At 69.2% G+C, this 19,625-nt stretch carries 20 protein-coding genes; 9 read left to right on the forward strand and 11 right to left on the reverse strand.

The features are described from left to right. Positions 1 to 38 precede the first annotated feature (38 nt). Positions 39 to 1,901, forward strand: a complete 1,863-nt coding sequence (locus tag D106_RS0109025; RefSeq protein ID WP_018879852.1) for an SLC13 family permease — start codon at positions 39 to 41, stop codon at positions 1,899 to 1,901. Positions 1,902 to 1,987: 86 nt separating this feature from the next. Beyond that, on the forward strand, positions 1,988 to 2,596 hold the full coding sequence (locus D106_RS0109030) for an Hsp20/alpha crystallin family protein (protein WP_018867455.1): 609 nt from the start codon (positions 1,988 to 1,990) through the stop codon (positions 2,594 to 2,596). Positions 2,597 to 2,608: 12 nt separating this feature from the next. On the opposite strand, the gene yccX is transcribed toward D106_RS0109030, so the two are convergent. Continuing rightward, complete coding sequence (yccX, locus tag D106_RS0109035) at positions 2,609 to 2,899, reverse strand: acylphosphatase (RefSeq protein ID WP_018867456.1); 291 nt, start codon at positions 2,897 to 2,899, stop codon at positions 2,609 to 2,611. Positions 2,900 to 2,922: 23 nt separating this feature from the next. On the opposite strand from yccX, the gene arsC reads away from it, so the two are divergent. Genes arsC through D106_RS0109050 form a run of 3 tightly spaced genes read left to right on the forward strand, consistent with a single transcriptional unit; the run spans position 2,923 to position 4,240 of the window. Continuing rightward, entirely contained in the window at positions 2,923 to 3,279 is a 357-nt protein-coding gene (arsC, locus tag D106_RS0109040) for an arsenate reductase (glutaredoxin) (protein ID WP_018867457.1), read from the forward strand. Further along, entirely contained in the window at positions 3,276 to 3,887 is a 612-nt protein-coding gene (wrbA, locus tag D106_RS0109045; RefSeq protein ID WP_018867458.1) for an NAD(P)H:quinone oxidoreductase, read from the forward strand. The genes arsC and wrbA overlap by 4 nt, the downstream gene beginning before the upstream one ends. Then, positions 3,884 to 4,240 (forward strand): DUF2069 domain-containing protein, encoded by a 357-nt coding sequence (locus tag D106_RS0109050; RefSeq protein ID WP_018867459.1) that lies wholly within the window; start codon positions 3,884 to 3,886, stop codon positions 4,238 to 4,240. Before wrbA ends, D106_RS0109050 begins: the two co-directional genes overlap by 4 nt. A 292-nt stretch (positions 4,241 to 4,532) precedes the next feature. Here D106_RS0109050 and hda read toward each other — a convergent pair whose 3' ends face one another. From hda to D106_RS0109070, 4 genes are read right to left on the reverse strand one after another with little or no spacing between them, the layout of a single operon-like run. Continuing rightward, positions 4,533 to 5,267 carry a DnaA regulatory inactivator Hda gene (hda, locus tag D106_RS0109055; RefSeq protein WP_018867460.1) on the reverse strand — a complete coding sequence of 245 codons (735 nt, stop codon included), beginning with the start codon at positions 5,265 to 5,267 and terminating at the stop codon, positions 4,533 to 4,535. Further along, complete coding sequence (locus D106_RS0109060; protein ID WP_018879853.1) at positions 5,264 to 6,382, reverse strand: AI-2E family transporter; 1,119 nt, start codon at positions 6,380 to 6,382, stop codon at positions 5,264 to 5,266. Before D106_RS0109060 ends, hda begins: the two co-directional genes overlap by 4 nt. Then, positions 6,379 to 6,969: a CDP-alcohol phosphatidyltransferase family protein gene (locus D106_RS0109065; RefSeq protein ID WP_018879854.1), complete on the reverse strand. Its 591-nt coding sequence runs from the start codon at positions 6,967 to 6,969 to the stop codon at positions 6,379 to 6,381. The genes D106_RS0109060 and D106_RS0109065 overlap by 4 nt, the downstream gene beginning before the upstream one ends. Positions 6,970 to 6,989: 20 nt before the next feature. Then, positions 6,990 to 8,021, reverse strand: a complete 1,032-nt coding sequence (locus tag D106_RS0109070; RefSeq protein ID WP_018867463.1) for a DUF2066 domain-containing protein — start codon at positions 8,019 to 8,021, stop codon at positions 6,990 to 6,992. A gap of 221 nt (positions 8,022 to 8,242) precedes the next feature. On the opposite strand from D106_RS0109070, the gene purM reads away from it, so the two are divergent. The 4 genes from purM to D106_RS0109090 are packed head-to-tail and all read left to right on the forward strand — an operon-like array spanning position 8,243 to position 12,183. Beyond that, positions 8,243 to 9,301, forward strand: a complete 1,059-nt coding sequence (gene purM, locus D106_RS0109075) for a phosphoribosylformylglycinamidine cyclo-ligase (protein WP_018879855.1) — start codon at positions 8,243 to 8,245, stop codon at positions 9,299 to 9,301. After that, positions 9,298 to 10,005, forward strand: a complete 708-nt coding sequence (gene purN, locus D106_RS0109080; protein WP_018879856.1) for a phosphoribosylglycinamide formyltransferase — start codon at positions 9,298 to 9,300, stop codon at positions 10,003 to 10,005. The genes purM and purN overlap by 4 nt, the downstream gene beginning before the upstream one ends. A gap of 31 nt (positions 10,006 to 10,036) precedes the next feature. Continuing rightward, positions 10,037 to 10,771: a DUF3108 domain-containing protein gene (locus D106_RS0109085; RefSeq protein ID WP_018867466.1), complete on the forward strand. Its 735-nt coding sequence runs from the start codon at positions 10,037 to 10,039 to the stop codon at positions 10,769 to 10,771. Between the two features lie 5 nt (positions 10,772 to 10,776). Beyond that, complete coding sequence (locus D106_RS0109090) at positions 10,777 to 12,183, forward strand: NAD(P)/FAD-dependent oxidoreductase (RefSeq protein ID WP_018879857.1); 1,407 nt, start codon at positions 10,777 to 10,779, stop codon at positions 12,181 to 12,183. A gap of 65 nt (positions 12,184 to 12,248) precedes the next feature. On the opposite strand, the gene D106_RS0109095 is transcribed toward D106_RS0109090, so the two are convergent. From D106_RS0109095 to D106_RS0109120, 6 genes are all read right to left on the reverse strand, one after another. Then, entirely contained in the window at positions 12,249 to 13,232 is a 984-nt protein-coding gene (locus D106_RS0109095; RefSeq protein WP_018879858.1) for a GGDEF domain-containing protein, read from the reverse strand. A gap of 47 nt (positions 13,233 to 13,279) precedes the next feature. Continuing rightward, positions 13,280 to 13,744, reverse strand: coding sequence for a DsrE family protein (locus tag D106_RS0109100; RefSeq protein ID WP_018867469.1), 465 nt, complete (start codon positions 13,742 to 13,744; stop codon positions 13,280 to 13,282). Between the two features lie 44 nt (positions 13,745 to 13,788). Beyond that, positions 13,789 to 16,149 carry a bifunctional diguanylate cyclase/phosphodiesterase gene (locus tag D106_RS0109105; protein WP_018879859.1) on the reverse strand — a complete coding sequence of 787 codons (2,361 nt, stop codon included), beginning with the start codon at positions 16,147 to 16,149 and terminating at the stop codon, positions 13,789 to 13,791. A 67-nt stretch (positions 16,150 to 16,216) separates the two neighbouring features. Then, positions 16,217 to 16,645 carry a rhodanese-like domain-containing protein gene (locus D106_RS0109110; protein ID WP_018879860.1) on the reverse strand — a complete coding sequence of 143 codons (429 nt, stop codon included), beginning with the start codon at positions 16,643 to 16,645 and terminating at the stop codon, positions 16,217 to 16,219. Positions 16,646 to 16,877: 232 nt separating this feature from the next. After that, positions 16,878 to 17,081, reverse strand: coding sequence for a cold-shock protein (locus D106_RS0109115; RefSeq protein WP_018140642.1), 204 nt, complete (start codon positions 17,079 to 17,081; stop codon positions 16,878 to 16,880). A 367-nt stretch (positions 17,082 to 17,448) separates the two neighbouring features. Beyond that, complete coding sequence (locus tag D106_RS0109120; RefSeq protein ID WP_018879861.1) at positions 17,449 to 19,365, reverse strand: M48 family metalloprotease; 1,917 nt, start codon at positions 19,363 to 19,365, stop codon at positions 17,449 to 17,451. Between the last annotated feature and the right edge of the window lie 260 nt (positions 19,366 to 19,625).

A 19,625-nucleotide genomic window follows, 5' to 3' on the forward strand; every position in this document is an offset into this window, starting at 1 on the left:
CCCGCCGCAACCGATCCCCGCAAACAGGGCCGCTTCTGATGGGGTCGGTCGCCTTTACCCTGGAGATGGGGATCGTGTTCGGCCTGCTGGGGCTGACGATCCTGCTGTTCGTGACGGAGGTGATCCGGATCGACCTGGCGGCGCTGAGCGTGCTGTTCCTGCTCGGCATGGTCGCGCTGGTGCCGGGGGTGGCGCCGATCGTCGAGGGCGAGGCGCTGTTCTCCGGCTTCGCGTCGAACGCGGTGATCGCGATCATCGCGGTGATGATCATCGGCAAGGGGCTGGACCGCTCCGGGGTCATGAACCGCCTGGCGGACCTGATCCTGCGCTTTGGCGGGCAGACCGAGCGCCGCGTGATGGCCACCACCTCGGGGGCCGTCGGCATCATCACCAGCTTCATGCAGAACATCGGTGCCGCCGCCCTGTTCATGCCGGTGATCAACCGCATCGGGGCCGCCGCGCGCATCCCGCGCTCGCGCCTGCTGATGCCGATGGGCTTTGCCGCGATCGTCGGCGGCACCCTGACGCTGGTGGCCTCCAGCCCGCTGATCCTGCTCAACGACCTGCTGCCGCGGGATGTCGAGGGCTTCGGGCTGTTCGACGTCACCCCGATCGGACTCGCCCTGCTGGGTACGCTGATCCTCTACTTCGCGCTGTTCGGACGCTGGGTCCTGCCGGCCCGCGATCCCCAGACCGAGGACCCGGACGAGAGCCGGGTGCAGACGACCTCGGCCTGGTTCCGCGATGTCTACGGCATGGATTTCGGCGTGCGCGAGGCACGCCTGGACGAGGACAGCTCCCTGGCCGGAATGCGTGTGGGCGATTTCGAGGCGGCCTTCGGGGTGCACGTCGTGGGCGTCACCACGGGCGACGAGACCCGCATCGAACCCAACCGGGACGTGGAGCTGGAGCGCGGGGCACACCTCGCCATCCTCGGCCCGGTCACCACCATCGAGACGACCTGCGACCACACCGGCACCTTGCTGAAGGACGAACTGGACGTGTTCGCCCGCGCCCTGTCCGCTCGCCACGGCGGCATCGCGGAGGTGATTATCCCGCCCGGCTCCGACCTGATCGGCCAGACCGTGCGCGACAAGGGCATGCGCCGCAGCTACGGCATCTCGGTGCTGCGCATCCAGCGCGGTGATGACCTGATCGTCGACGAGGTCCCGGATACCCCACTGAAGGCCGGCGACACCCTGGTCGTGCATACCCCGTGGGAGAACCTGCAGGCGCTGGAGGACGACCGCGACTTCGTCGTGGTCACCAGCCGCTATCCACGACGCAAGCAGGGGGCCTCAAAGACCCACCGGCCGCTGGCCGCGCTCGGCTCCCTGGCGCTGGGGCTGGGGCTGGTGCTGTTCACCGACCTGCCGCTGGCACTGGCCCTGCTGGGCGGGGCCCTGGGGATGATCTTCACCGGCGTGATCACGATGGACGAGGCCTATCGCGGCATCAGCTGGAAGACCGTCTTCCTGCTCGCCTCGCTGATCCCGCTGGGGCTGGCGGTGGAGAACTCCGGCGCCGGTGAGTGGATCGCGACCAACGGCATGCAGCAACTGGAAGGGATGCCGGTCTGGGTGCTGCAGGTCGCGGTGTTCCTGCTGACCACCTTCTTCACGCTGGTGATGTCCAACGTCGGGGCAACGGTTCTGCTGGTCCCGCTGGCGGTCAGCTTCGCGAGCGTCGCCCAGGGCATGGGGATCGACGCCGACCCGCGCGTGTTCGCGCTGATCGTCGCGATCGCCGCATCCAACTCCTTCATCCTGCCCACCCACCAGGTCAATGCCCTGATCATGGATCCCGGCGGGTACCGCGTGGCCGACTACCTGCGCGCCGGCGCCGGTGTGACCCTGCTGTTCATGGTCGTCTCGCTGCTCGTCATCAACCTGCTGTTCTGAGGGAAACAGTGTTTCCCTCAGCCCGGTTCAGGGCCGGTACAGGCTACTCGGACAGACTCGGCTACAAACCCACACGGAAATCGCGCATGCCCGCAACGCTTCGTCTGTACCCGGTCCTGGCAGCCCTGGCACTGCTGCTGGCCGCCTGCAGCCCGCGGATCTACGGGGTAAGCGAAGAACAATGGGACGCCATGGGCGAGGCCGAACGGGTCGAGGCCATCCGCGCCTGGGAATCGGTGCAGAAGGCCCGCGAGGCCCGGCTGCAGGCCGAAGCCGAGCAGGAGGCGGCACGGGCAGCCGAACGCGCCGAGCGGGTCGCGGCCATCCGCAGTGGCCAGGCCGGCCTGCCCGGAGACCTGATCCGCGTCAGTCTCAGCGGCGGCACGCTGCGGATCGGCGGTCGCGAACGCGCGCTGGAGCCAACGGCCTTTACCCTCGCCAGTGGCGAGAGCCGCAGCATCGAGGTACACGCCGAGCGCTACCGCAGTGAGCTCGAGGTCGCCTATGAAGACGGCCTCTTGCTGATCGACCTGCCGCGCCATTCGCGCACCGGGGCGGCCCGCCTCGCCTGGGACGGCGCCTGGATGCAGGGGGCCGAGACCCGCATCCGGTCGGAAGGTCCGCACCGGCTGCGCGACGTGCGTGCCTTCGTCCAGGTCATTCCGCCACCGGGTCGCCCGCTGCGGCGCTACTGAGGCACCGCCGAGTCAGCCCGTGGAGAACTCGCGCGGCGCCGGCTCCGGGGGTTCCAGCTCCTCGGCCTCCACCGCATCCACCCGCGCCATGCGCGGCCCGTCGGCCAGCCACTCCTCCAGCGTGTCCAGCGCCCTGCGCGGGCCCACGGCCAGCACCTCGACGCTGCCGTCCGGCTCATTACGGGCATAACCGGTCAACCCGAGCCGCCGGGCCTCGTCGCGGGTAGAGGCGCGGAAGAACACCCCCTGCACCTGACCGCTGACACGCCAGCGGCGGGCATGGTTATCATTGGCCTCCGTCATTTTTCGTCCTCCGGAGTGGATTCATGTCCGATGCCCCTACGCTGTACCACAACCCGCGCTGCAGCAAGTCGCGCGCGACCCTGGCACTGCTGCGCGAGCAGGGCGTGGAGCCGCAGATTGTCGAATATCTGAAGACGCCGCCGGATGCCGCCACCCTGCGCGCCATCGTCGACCGGCTGGGCATCGCCCCGCGCGATCTCCTGCGCACCGGCGAGGCGGAGTACCGCGAACTGGGCCTGAAGGATGCCGAGCTGGACGACGAGGCGCTGATCCAGACCATGGTGCAGCACCCGAAACTGATCGAACGCCCGATCCTGGTCATGGGTGACCGCGCCCGCATCGGGCGTCCGCCCGAGCAGGTGCTGGAGATCCTGTCATGAGCGCGGCCCCCGAGGTCCTGGTGCTGTACTACAGCCGCTACGGCGCGACCGCCGAGCTGGCCCGTCACGTCGCCAGCGGCGTGGAGCGGGCCGGCGCCGTCGCCCGCGTGCGCACCGTGCCGCCGGTGAGCACCAACATCACCGGCGAGGCGCCGGCGGTTCCCGCCGACGGCCCGCCCTACGCGGAGACCCGCGACCTGGAGGAATGCGCCGGGCTGGTCATGGGCTCGCCCACGCGCTTCGGCAACATGGCCGCGCCGCTGAAGCACTTCCTCGACGGCACCAGCGGCCTGTGGGCCAGCGGCGGCCTGGTCGATCGCCCGTTCGGGCTGTTCACCAGCACCGCCACCCAGCACGGCGGGCAGGAAACCACCCTGCTGACCATGGCCCTGCCCCTGATCCACCAGGGGATGCTCTGGGTCGGCGTGCCCTACACCGTGCCGGAACTGAGCACCACGACCTCCGGGGGCTCGCCCTACGGCGCCAGCCATGTCGCCGGTGGCCAGGGCGAGCACCCGGTGACCCGCGAGGAGCAGCGCATCGCCACGGCCCTGGGCGAGCGGGTCGGGCGGATCACGCGCCGCCTGCAGAACGGGGAATCGGCATGATCCTCGCGGCGCGCGCGCTGGCGCTGGTCGCCTATCTGGCCCTGATCGGCCTGATCCTGGTCTGGACCACCTGGATCGACCGGCCGGAGATCGTGCCGGTCTCTTTGGCGCTGGTGATCCTGGTCCTGCCGCTGCTGTTCCCGCTGCGCGGGATGCTGCACGGGCGCCGCTACACCCACGCCTGGTCCAGCCTGCTGGCGCTGGCCTACGTGACCTTGGGGATCACGCTGGCCGCGGCGGCCGATGCGCGCCTGTACGGGCTGCTGATGACCGCCGCCAGCCTCGCCTGGTTCGCCGGCTGCCTGCTCTACGTCAAACTCGACGCCCGCCGCGCTCGCAAGCTTACTTCCTGATATTCACCACGAAGCGCACGAAGACACGAAGAAGGTCAAAACCCGTTCACAGGAAGACGGGAAGGCTGGAAGAGGGCATTTTGTTTACAGGAGGTTGCGGGAAAGTCCTTTCCGGTGCGCAATGTACCCACGCTTCGGCCGGAGCGAGGCGCCCAGCCAGCATCCCCGGGCCGAGGACCGCCTCCCGGTACGCCCCATCCAGAATCTTCCGTCCTTCCCGTCTTCCTGTTAAACGCCCTTGACCTGGCCCTTCTTCGTGCCTTCGTGTGCTTCGTGTGCTTCGTGGTGAAGATCAGGAACGCGCGAGCTGGTCGCGGACGAAGGGGATGGTCAGACGCCGCTGTTCGGCCAGGGCGGCCAGGTCCAGGCGGTCCAGCAGGGCCAGCAGGGCCACCAGATCACGGCGGTAGTGGCGCAGCAGGTAGTCGGCCACCGCCTCCGGCAGCTCCAGCCCGCGCAGTGCGGCGCGCTGGGCGAGGATGCGCTTGAGGTCGTCTTCCTCCGGTGCCTGCATCCGGAACACCGGTCCCCAAGCCAGGCGCGAGGTCAGGTCCGGCAGGCGGCTGCCCAGCCCGTCCGGCGCATGGGTCGCCGCCAGCAGCACCCGGCAGCCGCTGTCGCGCAGGCGGTTGAGCAGCCCGAACAGGGCTTCGTCCCAGTCGCCCTGCCCGACCACCTCGTCGAGATCGTCCAGCGCCACCAGGCGGGCGCGCTCCAGGCCGTCCAGCACCGCCAGCGGCGGGGCGGATGCGACCTCGCCCAGCGGCAGGTAGGCCACCGGCTCGCCACGTTCATGGCCCTGATGACAGGCCGCCTGCAGCAGGTGGGTCTTGCCGACGCCGGACGGCCCGTGCAGCAGGATCTGTGGCTCGCTCATGCCGACCCCGACGGCCAGCGCCTCGACGGCATCCCGGGCGAGCGGATTGCCGCCGGGATAGAAGCCGGCAAAGCGCGACGTATCCCGCAGGCGCAGGTCCAGCGGCAGCTGGCGCTGCGGGGCAGCCTCGCGACCCTGGCCGGCAGTCATTCCCGGCGGGCTCCCGGCTCCGAGGGCGCTTCCCCGGCATTCAGGCGCCGGTAGTGCACCAGCAGGTGGCGCACGCCGACAGCCAGCACCGCCGCCACCGGCAGCGCCAGCAGCACGCCGAAAAAGCCGAACAGCTGTCCGCCGGCCAGCACGGCAAAGATCACCGCGACCGGATGCAGCCCGGTGCGGTCGCCCACCAGCCAGGGCGTCAGCACCATGGACTCCAGCACCTGGGCCACGGCGAAGATCGCCAGCACGATCAGCAGCAGGGTCCAGCCGTCGCCCTGCACCAGCGCGGCGGCGCTGGCGAGCAGCACCCCGACGATCACGCCAACATAGGGGATAAAGCTGACCAGCCCGGCGATCAGGCCAATCGCCAGACCCATCTCGACCCCGGCCACGGTCAGGGTGACCGCATAGAACAGGCCCAGCGCCAGCATCACCAGCATCTGTCCGCGCAGAAAGGCCCCCAGCGTTTCGTCCGACTCCGCAGCGAAGGTCATCACCGCCGGACGCCAGGCCCGCGGCAGCAGGTCGCGCAATCCGTCCAGCAGGCGCGGCCAGTCGCGCAGCAGATAGAAACTCACCACCGGGATGAGCACCAGGTTCAATACCCCCAGCACCAGCGCGCCGGTGGAGCTGCCGATCCACTGCAGTACACCCCCGGCCAGCCCGCCGGCCTCGCGCCAGTGCTCGGTGACCAGCCCCTGCAGCGCACCGGCGTCCAGCGGCGGCAGGCCGTCCCCGGCCAGTTCCTCCAGCCAAGGCCGCACCTGCGCATCGAACCAGCCGAGGATCTGCGGTAGCGCCAGCGTGAGTCGTTCGAACTGGGCGATGGCCAGCGGGATCAGGATCAGGATCAGCGCGGCCAGCCCGAGCATCACCAGCAGGAAGATGACCACCGTGGCCAGGGTGCGCGAACGCCCGGTGCGCGCCGCCAGACGCGTCACCAGCGGATTGAACAGATAACCGATCAGCAGCGCCACGACGAAGGGGGTGAGGATTGGCGCGAGCAGGTACAGCGCCCCGCCCAGTACCAGCAATCCGACCAGGGCAGCCAGGGTCGCGGCCGAGACCGGCCCGACGCGCTCGCGCAACTCGACCCCCGTGCTCATGACGCCCTCCCGTTCGCCGCGTCCGACCCGCCCTGGCCGCGCAGGTAACGCCACGCATACAGGCCCCACTGCACGGTATAGGCCAGACCGCTGGCCAGGGTCGTGAAGGCCACGACAATAATCAGCAGCTGCACCCAGATCGGGTCCAGTGCCAGCAGACCGACCTTCACGATGGCCACCAGCACCAGCGCGATCTGCAGGAAGGTGTTCACCTTGCTGATCAGCAACGGCCGAATGGCCAGGGGCCCGACAAACACCCGGTACAACGCGGAGCCAAGGGTCAGCCAGACATCCCGCCCCACCACCAGCAACAGCAGCCAGAGGGGCAGCAGTCCGGACAGGGTCACGGCCACATAGATCCCCAGCATCAGCAGCTTGTCCGCCGCCGGATCCAGCCAGGCACCCAGCGGCGTATGCCAGCCGTAACGCCGGACCAGCCAGCCGTCCAGGGCGTCACTCAGTCCGGCGATTGCCAGCAGCACCACCGCCAACAGGTAGTGCTCCAGCGCCAGCAGCACGACAATCGGCGGGATCAGCAGGATCCGGCCGATCGTGACGGCATTGGGGATCTGGTGGCGGGGCAGCATCCGGTTCGCCGTGACAGCAATCAGCGCCGATCCAGCCAGGCATCGGCCTCGGGTGCCGCATCCGGCGCCTCGGCCCGGGCAAAGCCGGAGCCGCGCAGCAGGTCGACCAGGTCATCGCGATCAAGGCCGGTGCGCACCTGCAGCACCACGCTGTCGCCGGCCAGCGCATCCAGACGCGCCGCCTCCACCGCCTGCAGCCGCGCCAATTCCGCGCGCAGGCGCTCGAAGGCCGCAAAGCCCTGGATCCCGGCAAACCCCAGGCGCAGCCATTCCGGCTCGGCCGCGACCCGTGCCAGGGGCTCGGCCACCCGGTCCAGCGCCCGCGCCACCGCCTCGCGGGCCGCCACTGCGGGGCTGTCCCCACTGGCGGAACTGCGGTATTCACGGGTGTCGTGCACCGCGACCACCCGCGCCTCGGCCCCGCTCGCGGTCTCGCGCACGTGCAGCAGCAGAACCCCGTCGGCCTCGTATCGGCGCGCGGCCGCAACCAGCGGCTCGCTCACACCGCCCACGATATCGGAGGGCTGGGCGGACCGGCGGTCCTCCAGATCGCCGAGCGGGAACAGCAACGGCATGTCCCGGGCCTCGGCCAGCTCGTCCAGCGCCGCGAGGATCCCCGGGCCGTCCACCGCATCCCCGAGCAGGTCACGCTGCCCGCCGGCATCATGTACGGCCCATACCAGCAGCGCCGGACGCTCGCCCAGCAAGGCCGGCACACCCGCGTCTCGCAGCGCGGTGCGCAGACGAAACGGGTCGAACTCCAGGCGGTAGCGATCTTCTTCGACCTGTTGCCGCCGCTCCAGCGCCGCGATCCAGCCCTCGTCGTCGCGGCCTTCGAGCAGTTCACCCGCCAAATCCAGCACCGGGCCCGAACGCAGCCCCGCCAGCCTTACCAGCGCCTGTTCCAGCCCCTGCTCCAGGGCCCGGGCCTCGTCCTCGGCGGTGACCGTCACCACCAGCGCGTCATCGGCGGCCCCGGCCGGGGTCAGCACCAGGAAAAGGAGGCCCAGCAGGAAGGCCAGGCGGGAATGCGCTCGAGGATGCAGGGGCATGGTCATGATCGGTTGTTCGACAGGCGCCACAAAATACCACAGGCATGCGCCCCGGCATCGCCGGAGAAGGCTCGCCAGCGCCGCCCGTTCGCACCCGCCTTCTTCGCCGCGAAACGCTTCCCGGCTTTGCACCCCCGCACCCGGCTCGCTACCATGCCGGGTTCTGCGAGACCGCCGCAGCGCGCGGCCTCCACCCGCGCTCATTCAACATCGGGGAACCCATGTCCGAATCCCGTTCAGGCCTGACCTACCGCGATGCCGGTGTCGACATCGAGGCCGGCGCCGAGCTGGTCGAACGTATCAAGCCGCATGCGGCGCGCACCCGACGCCCCGGCGTGATGGCCGGCCTGGGTGGCTTCGGGGCCCTGTTCGAACTGCCGATGGATCGCTACCGGCAGCCGGTCCTGGTATCCGGCACGGACGGCGTCGGTACCAAGCTGCGCCTGGCGCAGGAGACCGGCCGGCATGACCGCATCGGCATCGACCTGGTCGCGATGTGCGTCAACGACATCGTCGTCCAAGGGGCCGAACCGCTGTTCTTCCTTGACTACTACGCCACCGGCCATCTGGACGTGGACATCGCCGCGGACGTGGTGACCGGCATCGCCGAGGGCTGCGAACAGGCGGGCTGCGCCCTGATCGGTGGCGAGACCGCCGAGATGCCCGGGATGTACCAGGGCGAGGACTACGACGTGGCCGGCTTCGCTGTCGGCATCGCCGAGAAGGACGCCCTGATCGACGGCAGCCGAGTCGCCGCCGGGGATGTCGTCCTCGGCCTGGAGGCCAGCGGCCCTCATTCCAATGGCTACTCCCTGATCCGGCGCGTGCTGGAGCACGCCGGCACGCGCCTCGACGCACCGCTGCCGGGCGCCGACGGCGTCACGCTGGGCGAGGCCCTGATGGCCCCCACCCGGATCTACGTGCGCCCGTTGCTGGAACTGCTGGAGCAGTTCCCGGTGCACGCCATGGCCCACATCACCGGCGGCGGCCTGACCGAGAACCTCCCGCGCGTGCTGCCCGACACCCTGGGCGCACGCATCGACCCCGACAGCTGGGCGCGGCCGCCGGTGTTCGACTGGCTGCAGCAGGCCGGCGACATCGCCGACGAGGAGATGCTGCGCACCTTCAACTGCGGCATCGGCATGACCGTCATCCTCCCCGAGGACCGGGCCGAGGCCGCCAGCACGCAGCTCGCGCGGGCCGGCATCCGCAGCTGGCCGATCGGCGTGATCCGCGAACGCGACGAGTACCAGCCCGGCGTCACCTACGCCGCCGCATGAGCGGACCCGCCGGGCAATCGACCGCGGCCCCGCGCCGCCTGGTCGTCCTGATCTCCGGGCGCGGCAGTAACCTCGGCGCCCTGATCGAGGCCTGCGAACAGGGGCGCATCCCGGGGCGAGTGGTCGGGGTCATCAGCAACCGGCCGGATGCCGGCGGGCTGGAGTTCGCGGAACGCCACGGCATCCCCCACCGCGTGCTGAACCATCGCGACTACCCCTCGCGCGAGGCCTTCGACGCCGACCTGGCCGCCGCCATCGAGGACTATGCCCCGGACCTGGTCATCCTGGCCGGCTTCATGCGCATCCTGACCCCCGGTTTTGTGGACCGATTCACCGGCCGCATGCTGAACATTCATCCCTCGCTGCTGCCCAAGTATCGCGGCCTGGACACCCACGCCCGCGCCCTGGCCGATGGCGAGACCGAGCACGGCGCCAGCGTCCACTTTGTCACCCCGGAGCTGGACGGCGGACCGGTGATCATGCAGGCACGCGTGCCGGTGGCGCCCGACGATACGGCCGACACCCTGGCCGCCCGCGTGCAACGGGCCGAGCACCGGCTGTACCCCGAGGTCGTCCGGCGCGTGTGTTCAGGCGAAATTCAGTGGTGCGGGCGGATCCTGCAAGACGACGGCAGGCCGCTTGAGGCACCGCTGCAACTCGACGAGGACACCCATGAACGTTCAGGCCCCGACGACCGGCGCTAGCCGCGCGATGACCCGGCGTGCTGTTTCCATAATGCTGGCCCTGGTGCTGGCCCTGCTGGCCACCCCGGCAGCCGCGGACCGCGACCTGCGCCCGATCCCGCCCTACACCGCCAGCTACGAGGCCAGCGCCATGGGCAATACGCTCAAGGCGCGCATCACCCTCAACCACGAGGACGTGCAGACCCGCATGGCGATGGATGCCCACGTCTCCGGCTTCCTGCGCATCCTCGGGCGCTTCGAGCTGAGCCGCGAGGCCCTGATGAACAGCCGCAACGGCGACCTCCAGCTGGTGCAGTCGCGCAGCCAGCAGATCACCCCGCGCCGCGAGCGCAAGGTCGAGACGCGTTTCGACTGGGAGAGCAACCGCGCGATCGGCACCATCAATAGCGAGCGCTTCGATCTCGAGGTCCCGGAACAGACCCTGGACTTCCTCGGCTCGCTGTACCTGATGATGCAGCGCCTGGAGACCGGCGAACTGGCCGCCGCGGGGGACCGCGAGACCATCCAGGCGCTGGAACGCGACCGCCTGCGCGAATACGAGTTCGAGGTCGTCGGACGCGAGACCATGGACTCCCCGATCGGCCGCGTGGAGACCATCCGCATCGACCGCCGCAGCAAGGACAGCGACGTTGCGCTGTCCGCCTGGTTTGCGCGCGAGCTGCGCCACGTCCCGGTGCGTTTCGACTACGAGGCCGACGGCCGCGTGTTCGAGCTGAACCTCACGCAGCTGGAATGGCACGACCCGATCATTGACCTGACCGAGTAGACACCATGAGCGAGACCTTTGACCTGGCCATCATCGGCAGTGGCCCCGGGGGCTATCGTGCCGCCGTTCTGGGCGCCCTGCGCGGACTGAGCGTCGTCATCATCGAGAAGGGCGACTGGGGCGGCTGCTGCCTCAACCGCGGCTGCGTACCCAAGAAGGACTGGTACCACACCGCCCGCACCGTCGCCGCGCAGCGCCACTTCGAGGGCCGCGGCATCAGCGGCAGCCTCACGGCCGACATGGATCGCGCCTGGGACCACCAGAAGGACGTGGTCACCGAGGTGCGCAACTCCTACCTCGGCTACATGAAGCACCTGAAGATCCAGTACCGCCACGGCACTGCGAGCTTCCGCGACGCCGAGATCCTGGAGGTCGTCACCGACGACGGCACCGAGACCGTCAGCGCCCGCCACACCATCATCGCCACCGGCGCCACCGCCACCGTTCCGGCCCCGTTCACGGCCGAACCCGGGCGCGTACTGACCACCGACATGCTGTTCGACGACAAACCGCCTACGGGCGCGCGAGTCGCGATCATCGGCTCCGGCGTTGTCGCCACCGAGTTCGCCTGGATCTTCCATCATCTCGGCAAGCAGGTGACCTGGCTGTCGCGCTCCAAGCCGCTGTCCAACCAGAAGTTCAGCCCGCAGGCACTGGGCACGCTGAAGGAACAGCTGGCCGCGGACGGCATCGAGCCGGTGCGGGTCAAGGGCTACGAAAGCGTCGAGACCTCGGATGACGGCGTCACCATCACCGACAGCGAAGGCAACAGCTTCGAGGTCGACTGGGTCCTGCTCGGCACCGGACGCACCCCGCACACCGAGGGCCTGAACCTCGACGCCATCGGGGTGAAGACCGACGCCCGCGGCTTCGTGAAGCGCCGCCCCACGCTGCAGACCGATGTCGACACTATCTACGCCATCGGCGATGTCGCGAGCGAATGGCAGACCGCGAACCACGCCCTGGCGGACGCCACCATCGCGGTGGAGAACATTCAGAACGGCAACACCCGCGAGCAGGACGAGCGCTTCGTGCCGATCGCGATCTACTCCGCGGTGGAGATGGCGCGCCTTGGCATGGACGAGGACGACGCCGAGGACGAGGAACTGGAACCGGCGGTCGGCTTCGCCGCCTTCGAGACCTCCCCGCGCGCGCTGGGCCAGGACGAGCCCGAGGGCTTCGTCCGCCTGATCGGCGACATGGACACCGGCGCCCTGCTGGGCGGCGAGGTCATCGGCAGTGATGCCGGCGAGCTGATCCACATCCTGTCTCTGGCCCCCGACCGCGACACCGCGCTGGCCTGGATCGCCCAGGGCCAGTGGAACCACCCGGCCCGCGCCGAGGAGTTCCTCAACGCCACCGAGACCTTGGCCTCCAAGTGGAACCTCAAGTCCGAGATCTTCGGCCTCTGAACCACCGGCCCGTGTGCGGCCGGCAGGACCGCCGCCGCGGGTGATCCGGGGGGCCGGGCCGGGCTCTACTTTGCCTTGCGGGCGCGCTTGGCCGCGAGGACCTCGGCGTCGGCGCGTTGTACGAGCATCTCGAGCTGCGTATCGGCGGCCTCGAAACCGGCGACCCCAAGGCTCAGGGCCACACCCGCGTCCTCCTGCACCTGAGTACGCAGGCGCTCGCCCATCTGGCGCGCGGCCGCGAGGGGCGTATCGGGGAGGAGCAGCACGAACTCATCCCCGCCATAGCGGGCAAACAGGTCATTCGCGCGCAGGGTCGTCTGCACGCTCGCCGCTACCTTTCTCAACACGGCGTCGCCCGCCGCGTGACCGTCCTGGTCGTTGATGCTCTTGAAGCCGTCGAGGTCGAACATGAGCAGGGACAAGGCGCCACCATGCCGTCGCGCGCGTTCCATCTCGCGCTCGGCCCCCGCCTGGAAATGCCGGCGGTTGCCCACCCCCGTAAGGGTATCGCTCGAGGCGAGCGCCTCCAGTTGCCGGTTCGCCTCCTGGAGCTGCTGGTTCACCGAGTTCAGGGCCCGTGTGCGCTCGTCGACCACGGCCTCGAGGTCGCGGTTGTAGCGCTCCAGGCTCGCGCGCGCCAGCCGCAGCTCGGTGACATTCTGGGAGACCCCGAACAGGTGCGTGATGGTCCCGTTCGGGTCGTGTACGGGCACCAGCAGGGTCAGCCAGTGCCCCTCGCGTTCCTGGCCACGGGCATCGTGAAAGGTTGCGTGTTCCTCGTAGCGCAGAGGGGCATCCTGGCGCAGACACTCGCGGTAGTGCGCCACCACCTCCTCCGCGACCGACCAGGGCAGGAAGTCGTGCAGGCGCTTGCCGCTGCAGTCCTGCCCAAACAGTTCCGTCATCTTCGGGTTGGCCGCCTCGACCAGGAAGTCCGGCCCCTCGACCCGGATCAGGAACATGTTCTCCGGGAAGTGCTCCCAGATCTCCACCAGCAGGCCCGCCTGCTCGATGGCTTCCAGAAATCCCGGTTGCTGGCGGTCCGTCATGCGTTCGATCCCTCTGGGTCCGGGTTGCGTGCCCGGCAGCCCCGGGCTCAGCGCATGTAACCGTAGCCGTCCTGTTGCTGCAAGCGCACGATCTCGGCATCGGCCATCGGGACCACGCTGGCGAAGCCGTGGAAGTCCTCCGGTCCATAGCCACGGCGGGCGGCGCCGGCCTGGCAGATTCGGTACTCGATGACGCCATTCAGCGTGAGCCCGCGGGCGCGGGTCATCAGGGTTTCATGTTCGGCAAAGTGTTCACGCGCGAACAGGTCCAGTGCGTCCCCGTGGATGACCAGCACGATGTGACTGTCGAACGGATCGTCACCCGTCATGCGGCTCAGGTAGGCGGCGTGATCCAGCACGTCCTCCAGGGCCTCCGGGGTACCGGCCGTCACATCATAGACGGCCTTCAGGCCCGCATAGTCCTGCTCCACCGGCGCGGCGCTTCCCCAGGGTGCCGGGGTCTCCTCCGCGTGAACCAGGGCGGCCGGAACGGCCAGGAGCCCAATCCACAATCCGGCAAGCACCCGCGACCGCCACCTGCCCTGCCGTATCCGAATCATTCCTGCTCTCCTTGGGTATCAATCGTCCCGTGATCGGCGGCGTCCGTTCCGGCCGCAACCAGTGCCTCGAAATCGGCCACCGGCATCGCGTGGTGGTACAGATAGCCCTGGAAACGATGGCAGCCGTGGCGCACCAGGAAGTCCCGCTGGGCCTCGTTCTCGACCCCCTCCGCGATCAGGCTGAGCCCCATGTTGTGGGCAATGGCGGCGATGGTCGCGACGATATTGGCGTCATCGGCGTCGTGTTCGATGTCCTGGACAAAGGAACGGTCGATCTTCAGCACGTCCAGCGGCAGGCGCTTGAGGTAGCCAAGGGACGAGTAGCCGGTCCCGAAGTCGTCCAGCGCCAGGGCGACGCCCCGGGCCCGCAGAGCCTCCAGGTTGGCAATCAGGGGCTGCGAGGCATCCGCCATCACGCTCTCGGTAACCTCGATATGCAGCCGCTGCGCGGCGGCCCCGGTCTCGTCCAGGATGGCGGTCACCTCCTCCATGAGCCGGGGCTGGCGCAAATGATGCGGGGACAGGTTCACCGAGATCGGCAGCCTGTCCAGAACCGGGCGCCCCTGCCAGGCCCGCAGGGTGTGGCAGGCCTGCTGCAGCGCCAGGCGCCCAACCTCGAGGATCTGGCCGGTGTGTTCGGCCACCGGGATGAATTCACCGGGCGAGATCCAGCTGCCATCGGGCTGCGGCCAGCGCATCAGGGCCTCCGCCCCGAGGATCCGCCCCTCCGGGTCGACCTGGGGCTGCAGGTGGATCACCAGTTCCTCGCCCTGCAGGGCCCGGCGCAGCTTGCGCTCGAGTTCCGCCTCGCGCAGCAGCGTGCGCTGCATGGCGGGATCATAGAAGCGCACCCCGTTGCGCCCCTGCTGCTTGGCCTGGTACATCGCGAAATCGGCCTGCTTGAGCAGCTCCTCCGGGGTGTCAAAGCCACGCGGGAACAGCGTGATACCGATGCTCCCGGACATCACGTGCTCGATATCGTCGATGCGCACCGGCTCGCGCATGGCCTTCAGCAACTCGCCCGCGATGCGCTGGGCGTCCGCGCCGGCCTGCGAGCGATCCGGGCTCAGTTCCTCCAGAAGGGCCACGAATTCGTCCCCGCCCAGGCGGGCCACGATATCCTGATCGCGCAGGCGCGCGGTAAACCGCTGCGCGAGGGCCTGCAGCAGGCGGTCGCCGGCGGAATGGCCGCAGGTGTCGTTGAGCGTCTTGAAGTTGTCCAGGTCGATCAGCAGCAGTGCCGCGTGGCGCCGGGTGCGATTGACCGTGTGGATGGCGTGCTCCAGGTGCTCCAGCAGCAGCCGCCGGTTCGGCAGGTCGGTGAGGGCATCACGAAAGGCAAGCCGGGCATTCTCTTCCTCGATCTCCACGATATGCCCCAGGCGGCCGGCCATGGTCCGGGTCACCTCCTGCAGGCGGGCGATCTCGGCCACGCGCGAGTCGGCTTGCAGATCGGTCTCGAAGTCCCCGTGACCGATCCGGTCCAGCGTATCCATGGCCCGCCGCATCGGGCGCAGGGTGCGCCCCAGCCACAGGTACAGCCCGCCGGCAATCAGCACGAGCATCCCGAAGGCGGCGACGTAGGTCGTGGCATTGATCAGGTTCTGGGTCGCCACCGATTCGGTCAGATCCCGCGCCAGGACCACCGTGGCCGTCGCCTCTTCGCCACCAAACGGGACCAGCGGCAGGTAGACCAGCTGGGAATGCCGGCCATCCGCTTCAACGCAGCCCGCCGCCGCCTGCTGGTGCAGTCGCTCGTCCGGCGCGAGCGCCATCAGGAACGGCGCGGTCAGCGCCAGCGGCCCGCGCTCGTCCAGCAGCGCGGCGCGTCCCCCGCTGGCTTCGGCCATGGACTCGAGCGCGGAGGTCGACAGGTCGCGCAACTGCACGACTGCACCGATCGGATTGCCCCCTCGATAGACCGGGATCGCCAGCCCGGCATAGACCCGCTCCCCGGGTACATGATGCAGCCCCTCGTGGAAGCGCCCGTCCTCCAGCGCCGCGCGCGCCAGCGGGACGCGTTCGCCGTGGTTGTCCGCGGAGTCGTAGCGCACGCCCCCCTGGGCATCGACGACCACGATCCGGTCCGCGATACCCCCGGCGCGCAGCCGGTTGTACAGGGGGTCGGCATAGGTCCGGATGCCGGCATCGTCGCGCAGCGCGCCGATCAGCGCCTCGTTGCGGGTCACGGCCGTCGCCTCGGCGCGCATCCGCTGCCATTCGTTCGCCAGCGTCTGGCGCCAGGCGGCCGACTGGCCCTCCACGCCCAGCCGGTCCAGGCGCTGCTCGGCCTGACCCACGGCGAGATGAGTGCCGGTGGCCAGCGTCACGCCCAGCACCAGGAGCCCGGCGAACATGACCCCGGCCAGGATCGTCTGGAGCCGGATTCGCCGCCCGGTCGGTGAGCCTGCGGACACCACGCGACTATTCAAACGGATAGCCCGAACGGATCCACTCCGGGAAGCCGCCGGGGAAGTAGTAGAGGTTCGTAAAGCCCCATTCCAGGGCGCGGCGGGTGGCCGCCTCGGTACGCCAGCAGTCCCGCTCGTTGCAGTACATTACCACCGGCGCGTCGACATCGCCGATGAACTCCAGCAGGTTCTCGCGGGTGAAGCGATTCCGCTCGTCGTCCCGGTCGCGCATGATGGTCAGATTGCGCGCCTCGGGCACCCGCCCCGCCTCGTAGTCCGCACGCAACCGGGTGTCGACAAACGGCACCCCCGCGCGGAACAGCGCCCAGGCCTCGGCGGCCTCGATGGTCTGACTGCCCGGGATCATCTCCGGCGCGCGGTAGGGCCCCTGGGCCGCCGCCTGCTGCGCGAATAACAGCTGGCACAGGACCACCAGCCCCACCCGGACGAGCGATCCGCGGCGGGGCCGGAAAAGGGCCTGGTGAAATACAGCATTCATGCGCGAACGGTAGCACGGTCCGCGTCCCGAACCACGCGAAAATGCGGCCGTTTCGGGGCAGATCCGTGCAGGCACGGCCCGCATCAGCCCTCCCCCGCGCACCCGGCCCCACACGAAAAAGCCCCGCACAAGGCGGGGCTCTTCAACAACCTGGCGCTTGCGCGCCGGGGTTGTCTTACTGCGCTTCGACGTTCGCGGCAGCCGGACCCTTCTGGCCCTGCTCGACGTCGAACGAGACGCTCTGGCCTTCGGCCAGGGACTTGAAGCCACTACCCTGGATGGCGCTGTGATGGACGAACACGTCCTTGGAGCCATCGGTCGGGGTAATAAAGCCAAAGCCTTTTTCGTCGGAGAACCACTTCACTGTACCTGTAGCCATTTCGGTTACCTCTGTTTTGTACGTACTGGATTGGGATTTCGAGGGGGGAGAGACTGGAGGGCAACCGAACGACGGTGAAGATTGATCGTGATTCTCTGCGGCCCCAACCGGGACCGGAACTGCGAATCTGAACGCCCCTTGCGGGGTGTCGCCTGGTGCTGCATGGAGCCTGTTACCGTTACCTCGCGGCCATTGTCCGCCCAAACCGCGGTGCATTGATAGTGTTTTTTCGGGTTTTCTCGGGCGCCGGCCCGAAACCCCTTTGGGATCCGTGACTTGCCAGCGAATTTATTTTTCGGCTCGCACACGGGCCAGACCGTCCCTGCGGCAACCGAGCGCAAAACCCGCGATTCTGCCGGCATCGCGTTCAGACGCCGCCCTCGCCGGTCGGCTGGGATCCAGCCCAGTCGTCCACGGCCAGCGGCAACGGGACATGCAGCGCGGCCGCCATCACCCGCATCAGTTCGACCTCGGCGGTCACCACCTGCCCGCCATGGCTCGCGGTGGTGACCATGGCCTGGATCAGCTGGTCCTTGTCGCGCATGCGCAGGCCATCCAGTTGCTCCAGCACACGGTCCAGCACACTGGCCCAGGCGCGGGCGCCGGAGGGACCGGTCAGGGCCTCTGGAAGCTCGACTGTCAGCGGCAGGGCGCCGGTCAGGACACCCACGCCGGCCGTCAGCGCCGCGCGCGCCGCGGCCGGATCGGCCGCGTGACCGTGATGGGCAAGCACCGCCAGCAGGAAATGCGCGCCCTCCTGGTGGTCCTCCAGGGCAGCGTGGCGCGGCCGGGACGCGGCGGCCGGGTCCTGAATGTCCCCGAGCTGCCGGTCAAGAAGACGCCCCAGCGCGTATTCGAAGACCGCCACTCGCCCGTCGGCATGGATCAGGCGATCGACCAGGGACCGCAGGCGTGCCCTGTCGTCCGCGTCCAGGCGCCGCAGGGCCGGGAATCCGAGCTCCAGCAAGGGCAGGCGCAGATCGTCCCGCAGCTCGGGTTCCGCTGTCTGCAGGCGACGCACGGCCTCCTGGAGGTCACCACCCAGCGCCTCGCCGATCACCGCCAGCTGCCGTTCGCGTACCTCCGGGTCCGGGTTCAGAAGCAGATACAGCACCACCTCGATCGCCCGCGCCTCCGAGCGCGCGGCCCAGGCCAGCGGCCCCGGGATGGCGGCCAGCAGCATCCCCGCCCCCAGGATGTGGGTCAGGGCCGGATGGCCACCCAAGGCGTCCTCCACGGCCTCCGCCCCGGACAGACGCCCCTCGCGCTCGCGCTGCATGCCGTCCACCGCGCGCTCGCGCGCCCGTTCGCGCACGCGGGCATTGAGCCGCTCGCGCAGGCCCTTGAGCTCCTCCGGATCGAATTGCGGCTGCAGGATGCGTACACGCTCCAGCAGCGGCGGATGGGTCTCGAAGAGCTGCCCGATCGCGTCGCTGGCAAACAGCATATGGGTGATCTCCTCGGTATTGCCGTTGAGACCGGCATAGCGCGCCGCCACCTTTTTCAGGGCGCCGGCCAGGCCGTCCGGCTCGCGGGTAAACTGCACCGCGTGGGCATCCGCCAGGTATTCGCGCTGGCGCGAGATGCCCGCGCGGATCCAGCGCGCCAGCGCCAGCCCCGCATAGCCGACCACGATCAGCGTGACACTGAGCACCCCGACCCCGGTATCCGCGACATCCCCCTTGTGGCGGCGGCGCCGGCGCGCCAGCCCGCCCTGGCCCAGCAGCGCCAGGACCTCGATGCCGTAGAGGATGCCGACCAGGCGCATGTTGAGGCGCATGTCGCCATTGAGGATATGTCCGAACTCGTGCGCGACCACCCCCTTCAGCTCGGCCCGCTCCAGGCTGTCCAGGGCGCCGCGGGTGACCGCGATCACCGCGTCATTCGGGGCAAACCCGGCCGCGAAGGCGTTGATGCCCAGGTCCTGTTCCAGCACGTAGACCTCGGGCACCGGCATCCCGGAGGCAATCGCCATCTCCTCGACCACGTTGCGCAGCCGCTGCCACTGGGGGTCGGCGGGGTTGCCCGCGATGCGCACGCCGCCCATCTCCTGCGCGATCAGGCCGCCACCCCCGGCCCGCAGCTGCCAGGCCCGGTACAGGCTCGCGAGCACGATCAGCCCCGCCGTGATCCCCATGGTCCAGGCAATCGCCGCACCGCCGCCGCCCATGAGCCAGACCGCAATGCCCAGCACTCCGACAACCGCCAGCACCGCCAGGGCGAACAGAACCAGCAACCAGCGGGTCCTGCGCTGCACCTGGTCCTGCTGTTCGAAAAAGTTCATGGCTGTCCCTCGCCCGCGCTAGGGAGACACTGATTGAATCGCACGTCCGCGCTCGAGTCACTTTTGCGTGCGTTTAATGCGCGGTGACTGCCGTGCAGTCATTCTGCACAAGGGAGCCGCAACGCCGTGCGCGCGCCCGTTTTCGATCAACAACGGGCGGCCGAGCCCGCTCTTTCAATCACTTGTCGGGTTGGTGCCCCCTGTTCCCCGATCCTGCGTTGCGCCCCAATCCATCAGAAACGGGCGGGTAGAACCACTAC

Origin of the sequence: Thioalkalivibrio sp. ALE9, from assembly GCF_000377445.1 — a bacterium.
Taxonomy (GTDB): Bacteria; Pseudomonadota; Gammaproteobacteria; order Ectothiorhodospirales; family Ectothiorhodospiraceae; genus Thioalkalivibrio.

Coding starts and splice junctions, on each gene's coding strand:
- D106_RS0109095 (WP_018879858.1), bottom strand. CDS start 13,232: ATGACGGACCGCCAGCAACCGGGATTTCTGGAAGCCATCGAGCAGGCG.
- arsC (WP_018867457.1), top strand. CDS start 2,923: ATGTCCGATGCCCCTACGCTGTACCACAACCCGCGCTGCAGCAAGTCG.
- D106_RS0109085 (WP_018867466.1), top strand. CDS start 10,037: ATGCTGGCCCTGGTGCTGGCCCTGCTGGCCACCCCGGCAGCCGCGGAC.
- hda (WP_018867460.1), bottom strand. CDS start 5,267: ATGACTGCCGGCCAGGGTCGCGAGGCTGCCCCGCAGCGCCAGCTGCCG.
- D106_RS0109025 (WP_018879852.1), top strand. CDS start 39: ATGGGGTCGGTCGCCTTTACCCTGGAGATGGGGATCGTGTTCGGCCTG.
- D106_RS0109090 (WP_018879857.1), top strand. CDS start 10,777: ATGAGCGAGACCTTTGACCTGGCCATCATCGGCAGTGGCCCCGGGGGC.
- D106_RS0109030 (WP_018867455.1), top strand. CDS start 1,988: ATGCCCGCAACGCTTCGTCTGTACCCGGTCCTGGCAGCCCTGGCACTG.
- D106_RS0109115 (WP_018140642.1), bottom strand. CDS start 17,081: ATGGCTACAGGTACAGTGAAGTGGTTCTCCGACGAAAAAGGCTTTGGC.
- wrbA (WP_018867458.1), top strand. CDS start 3,276: ATGAGCGCGGCCCCCGAGGTCCTGGTGCTGTACTACAGCCGCTACGGC.
- D106_RS0109070 (WP_018867463.1), bottom strand. CDS start 8,021: ATGCCCCTGCATCCTCGAGCGCATTCCCGCCTGGCCTTCCTGCTGGGC.
- D106_RS0109050 (WP_018867459.1), top strand. CDS start 3,884: ATGATCCTCGCGGCGCGCGCGCTGGCGCTGGTCGCCTATCTGGCCCTG.
- purN (WP_018879856.1), top strand. CDS start 9,298: ATGAGCGGACCCGCCGGGCAATCGACCGCGGCCCCGCGCCGCCTGGTC.
- purM (WP_018879855.1), top strand. CDS start 8,243: ATGTCCGAATCCCGTTCAGGCCTGACCTACCGCGATGCCGGTGTCGAC.
- D106_RS0109060 (WP_018879853.1), bottom strand. CDS start 6,382: ATGAGCACGGGGGTCGAGTTGCGCGAGCGCGTCGGGCCGGTCTCGGCC.
- D106_RS0109120 (WP_018879861.1), bottom strand. CDS start 19,365: ATGAACTTTTTCGAACAGCAGGACCAGGTGCAGCGCAGGACCCGCTGG.
- yccX (WP_018867456.1), bottom strand. CDS start 2,899: ATGACGGAGGCCAATGATAACCATGCCCGCCGCTGGCGTGTCAGCGGT.
- D106_RS0109105 (WP_018879859.1), bottom strand. CDS start 16,149: ATGTTCGCCGGGCTCCTGGTGCTGGGCGTGACGCTGGCCACCGGCACT.
- D106_RS0109065 (WP_018879854.1), bottom strand. CDS start 6,969: ATGCTGCCCCGCCACCAGATCCCCAATGCCGTCACGATCGGCCGGATC.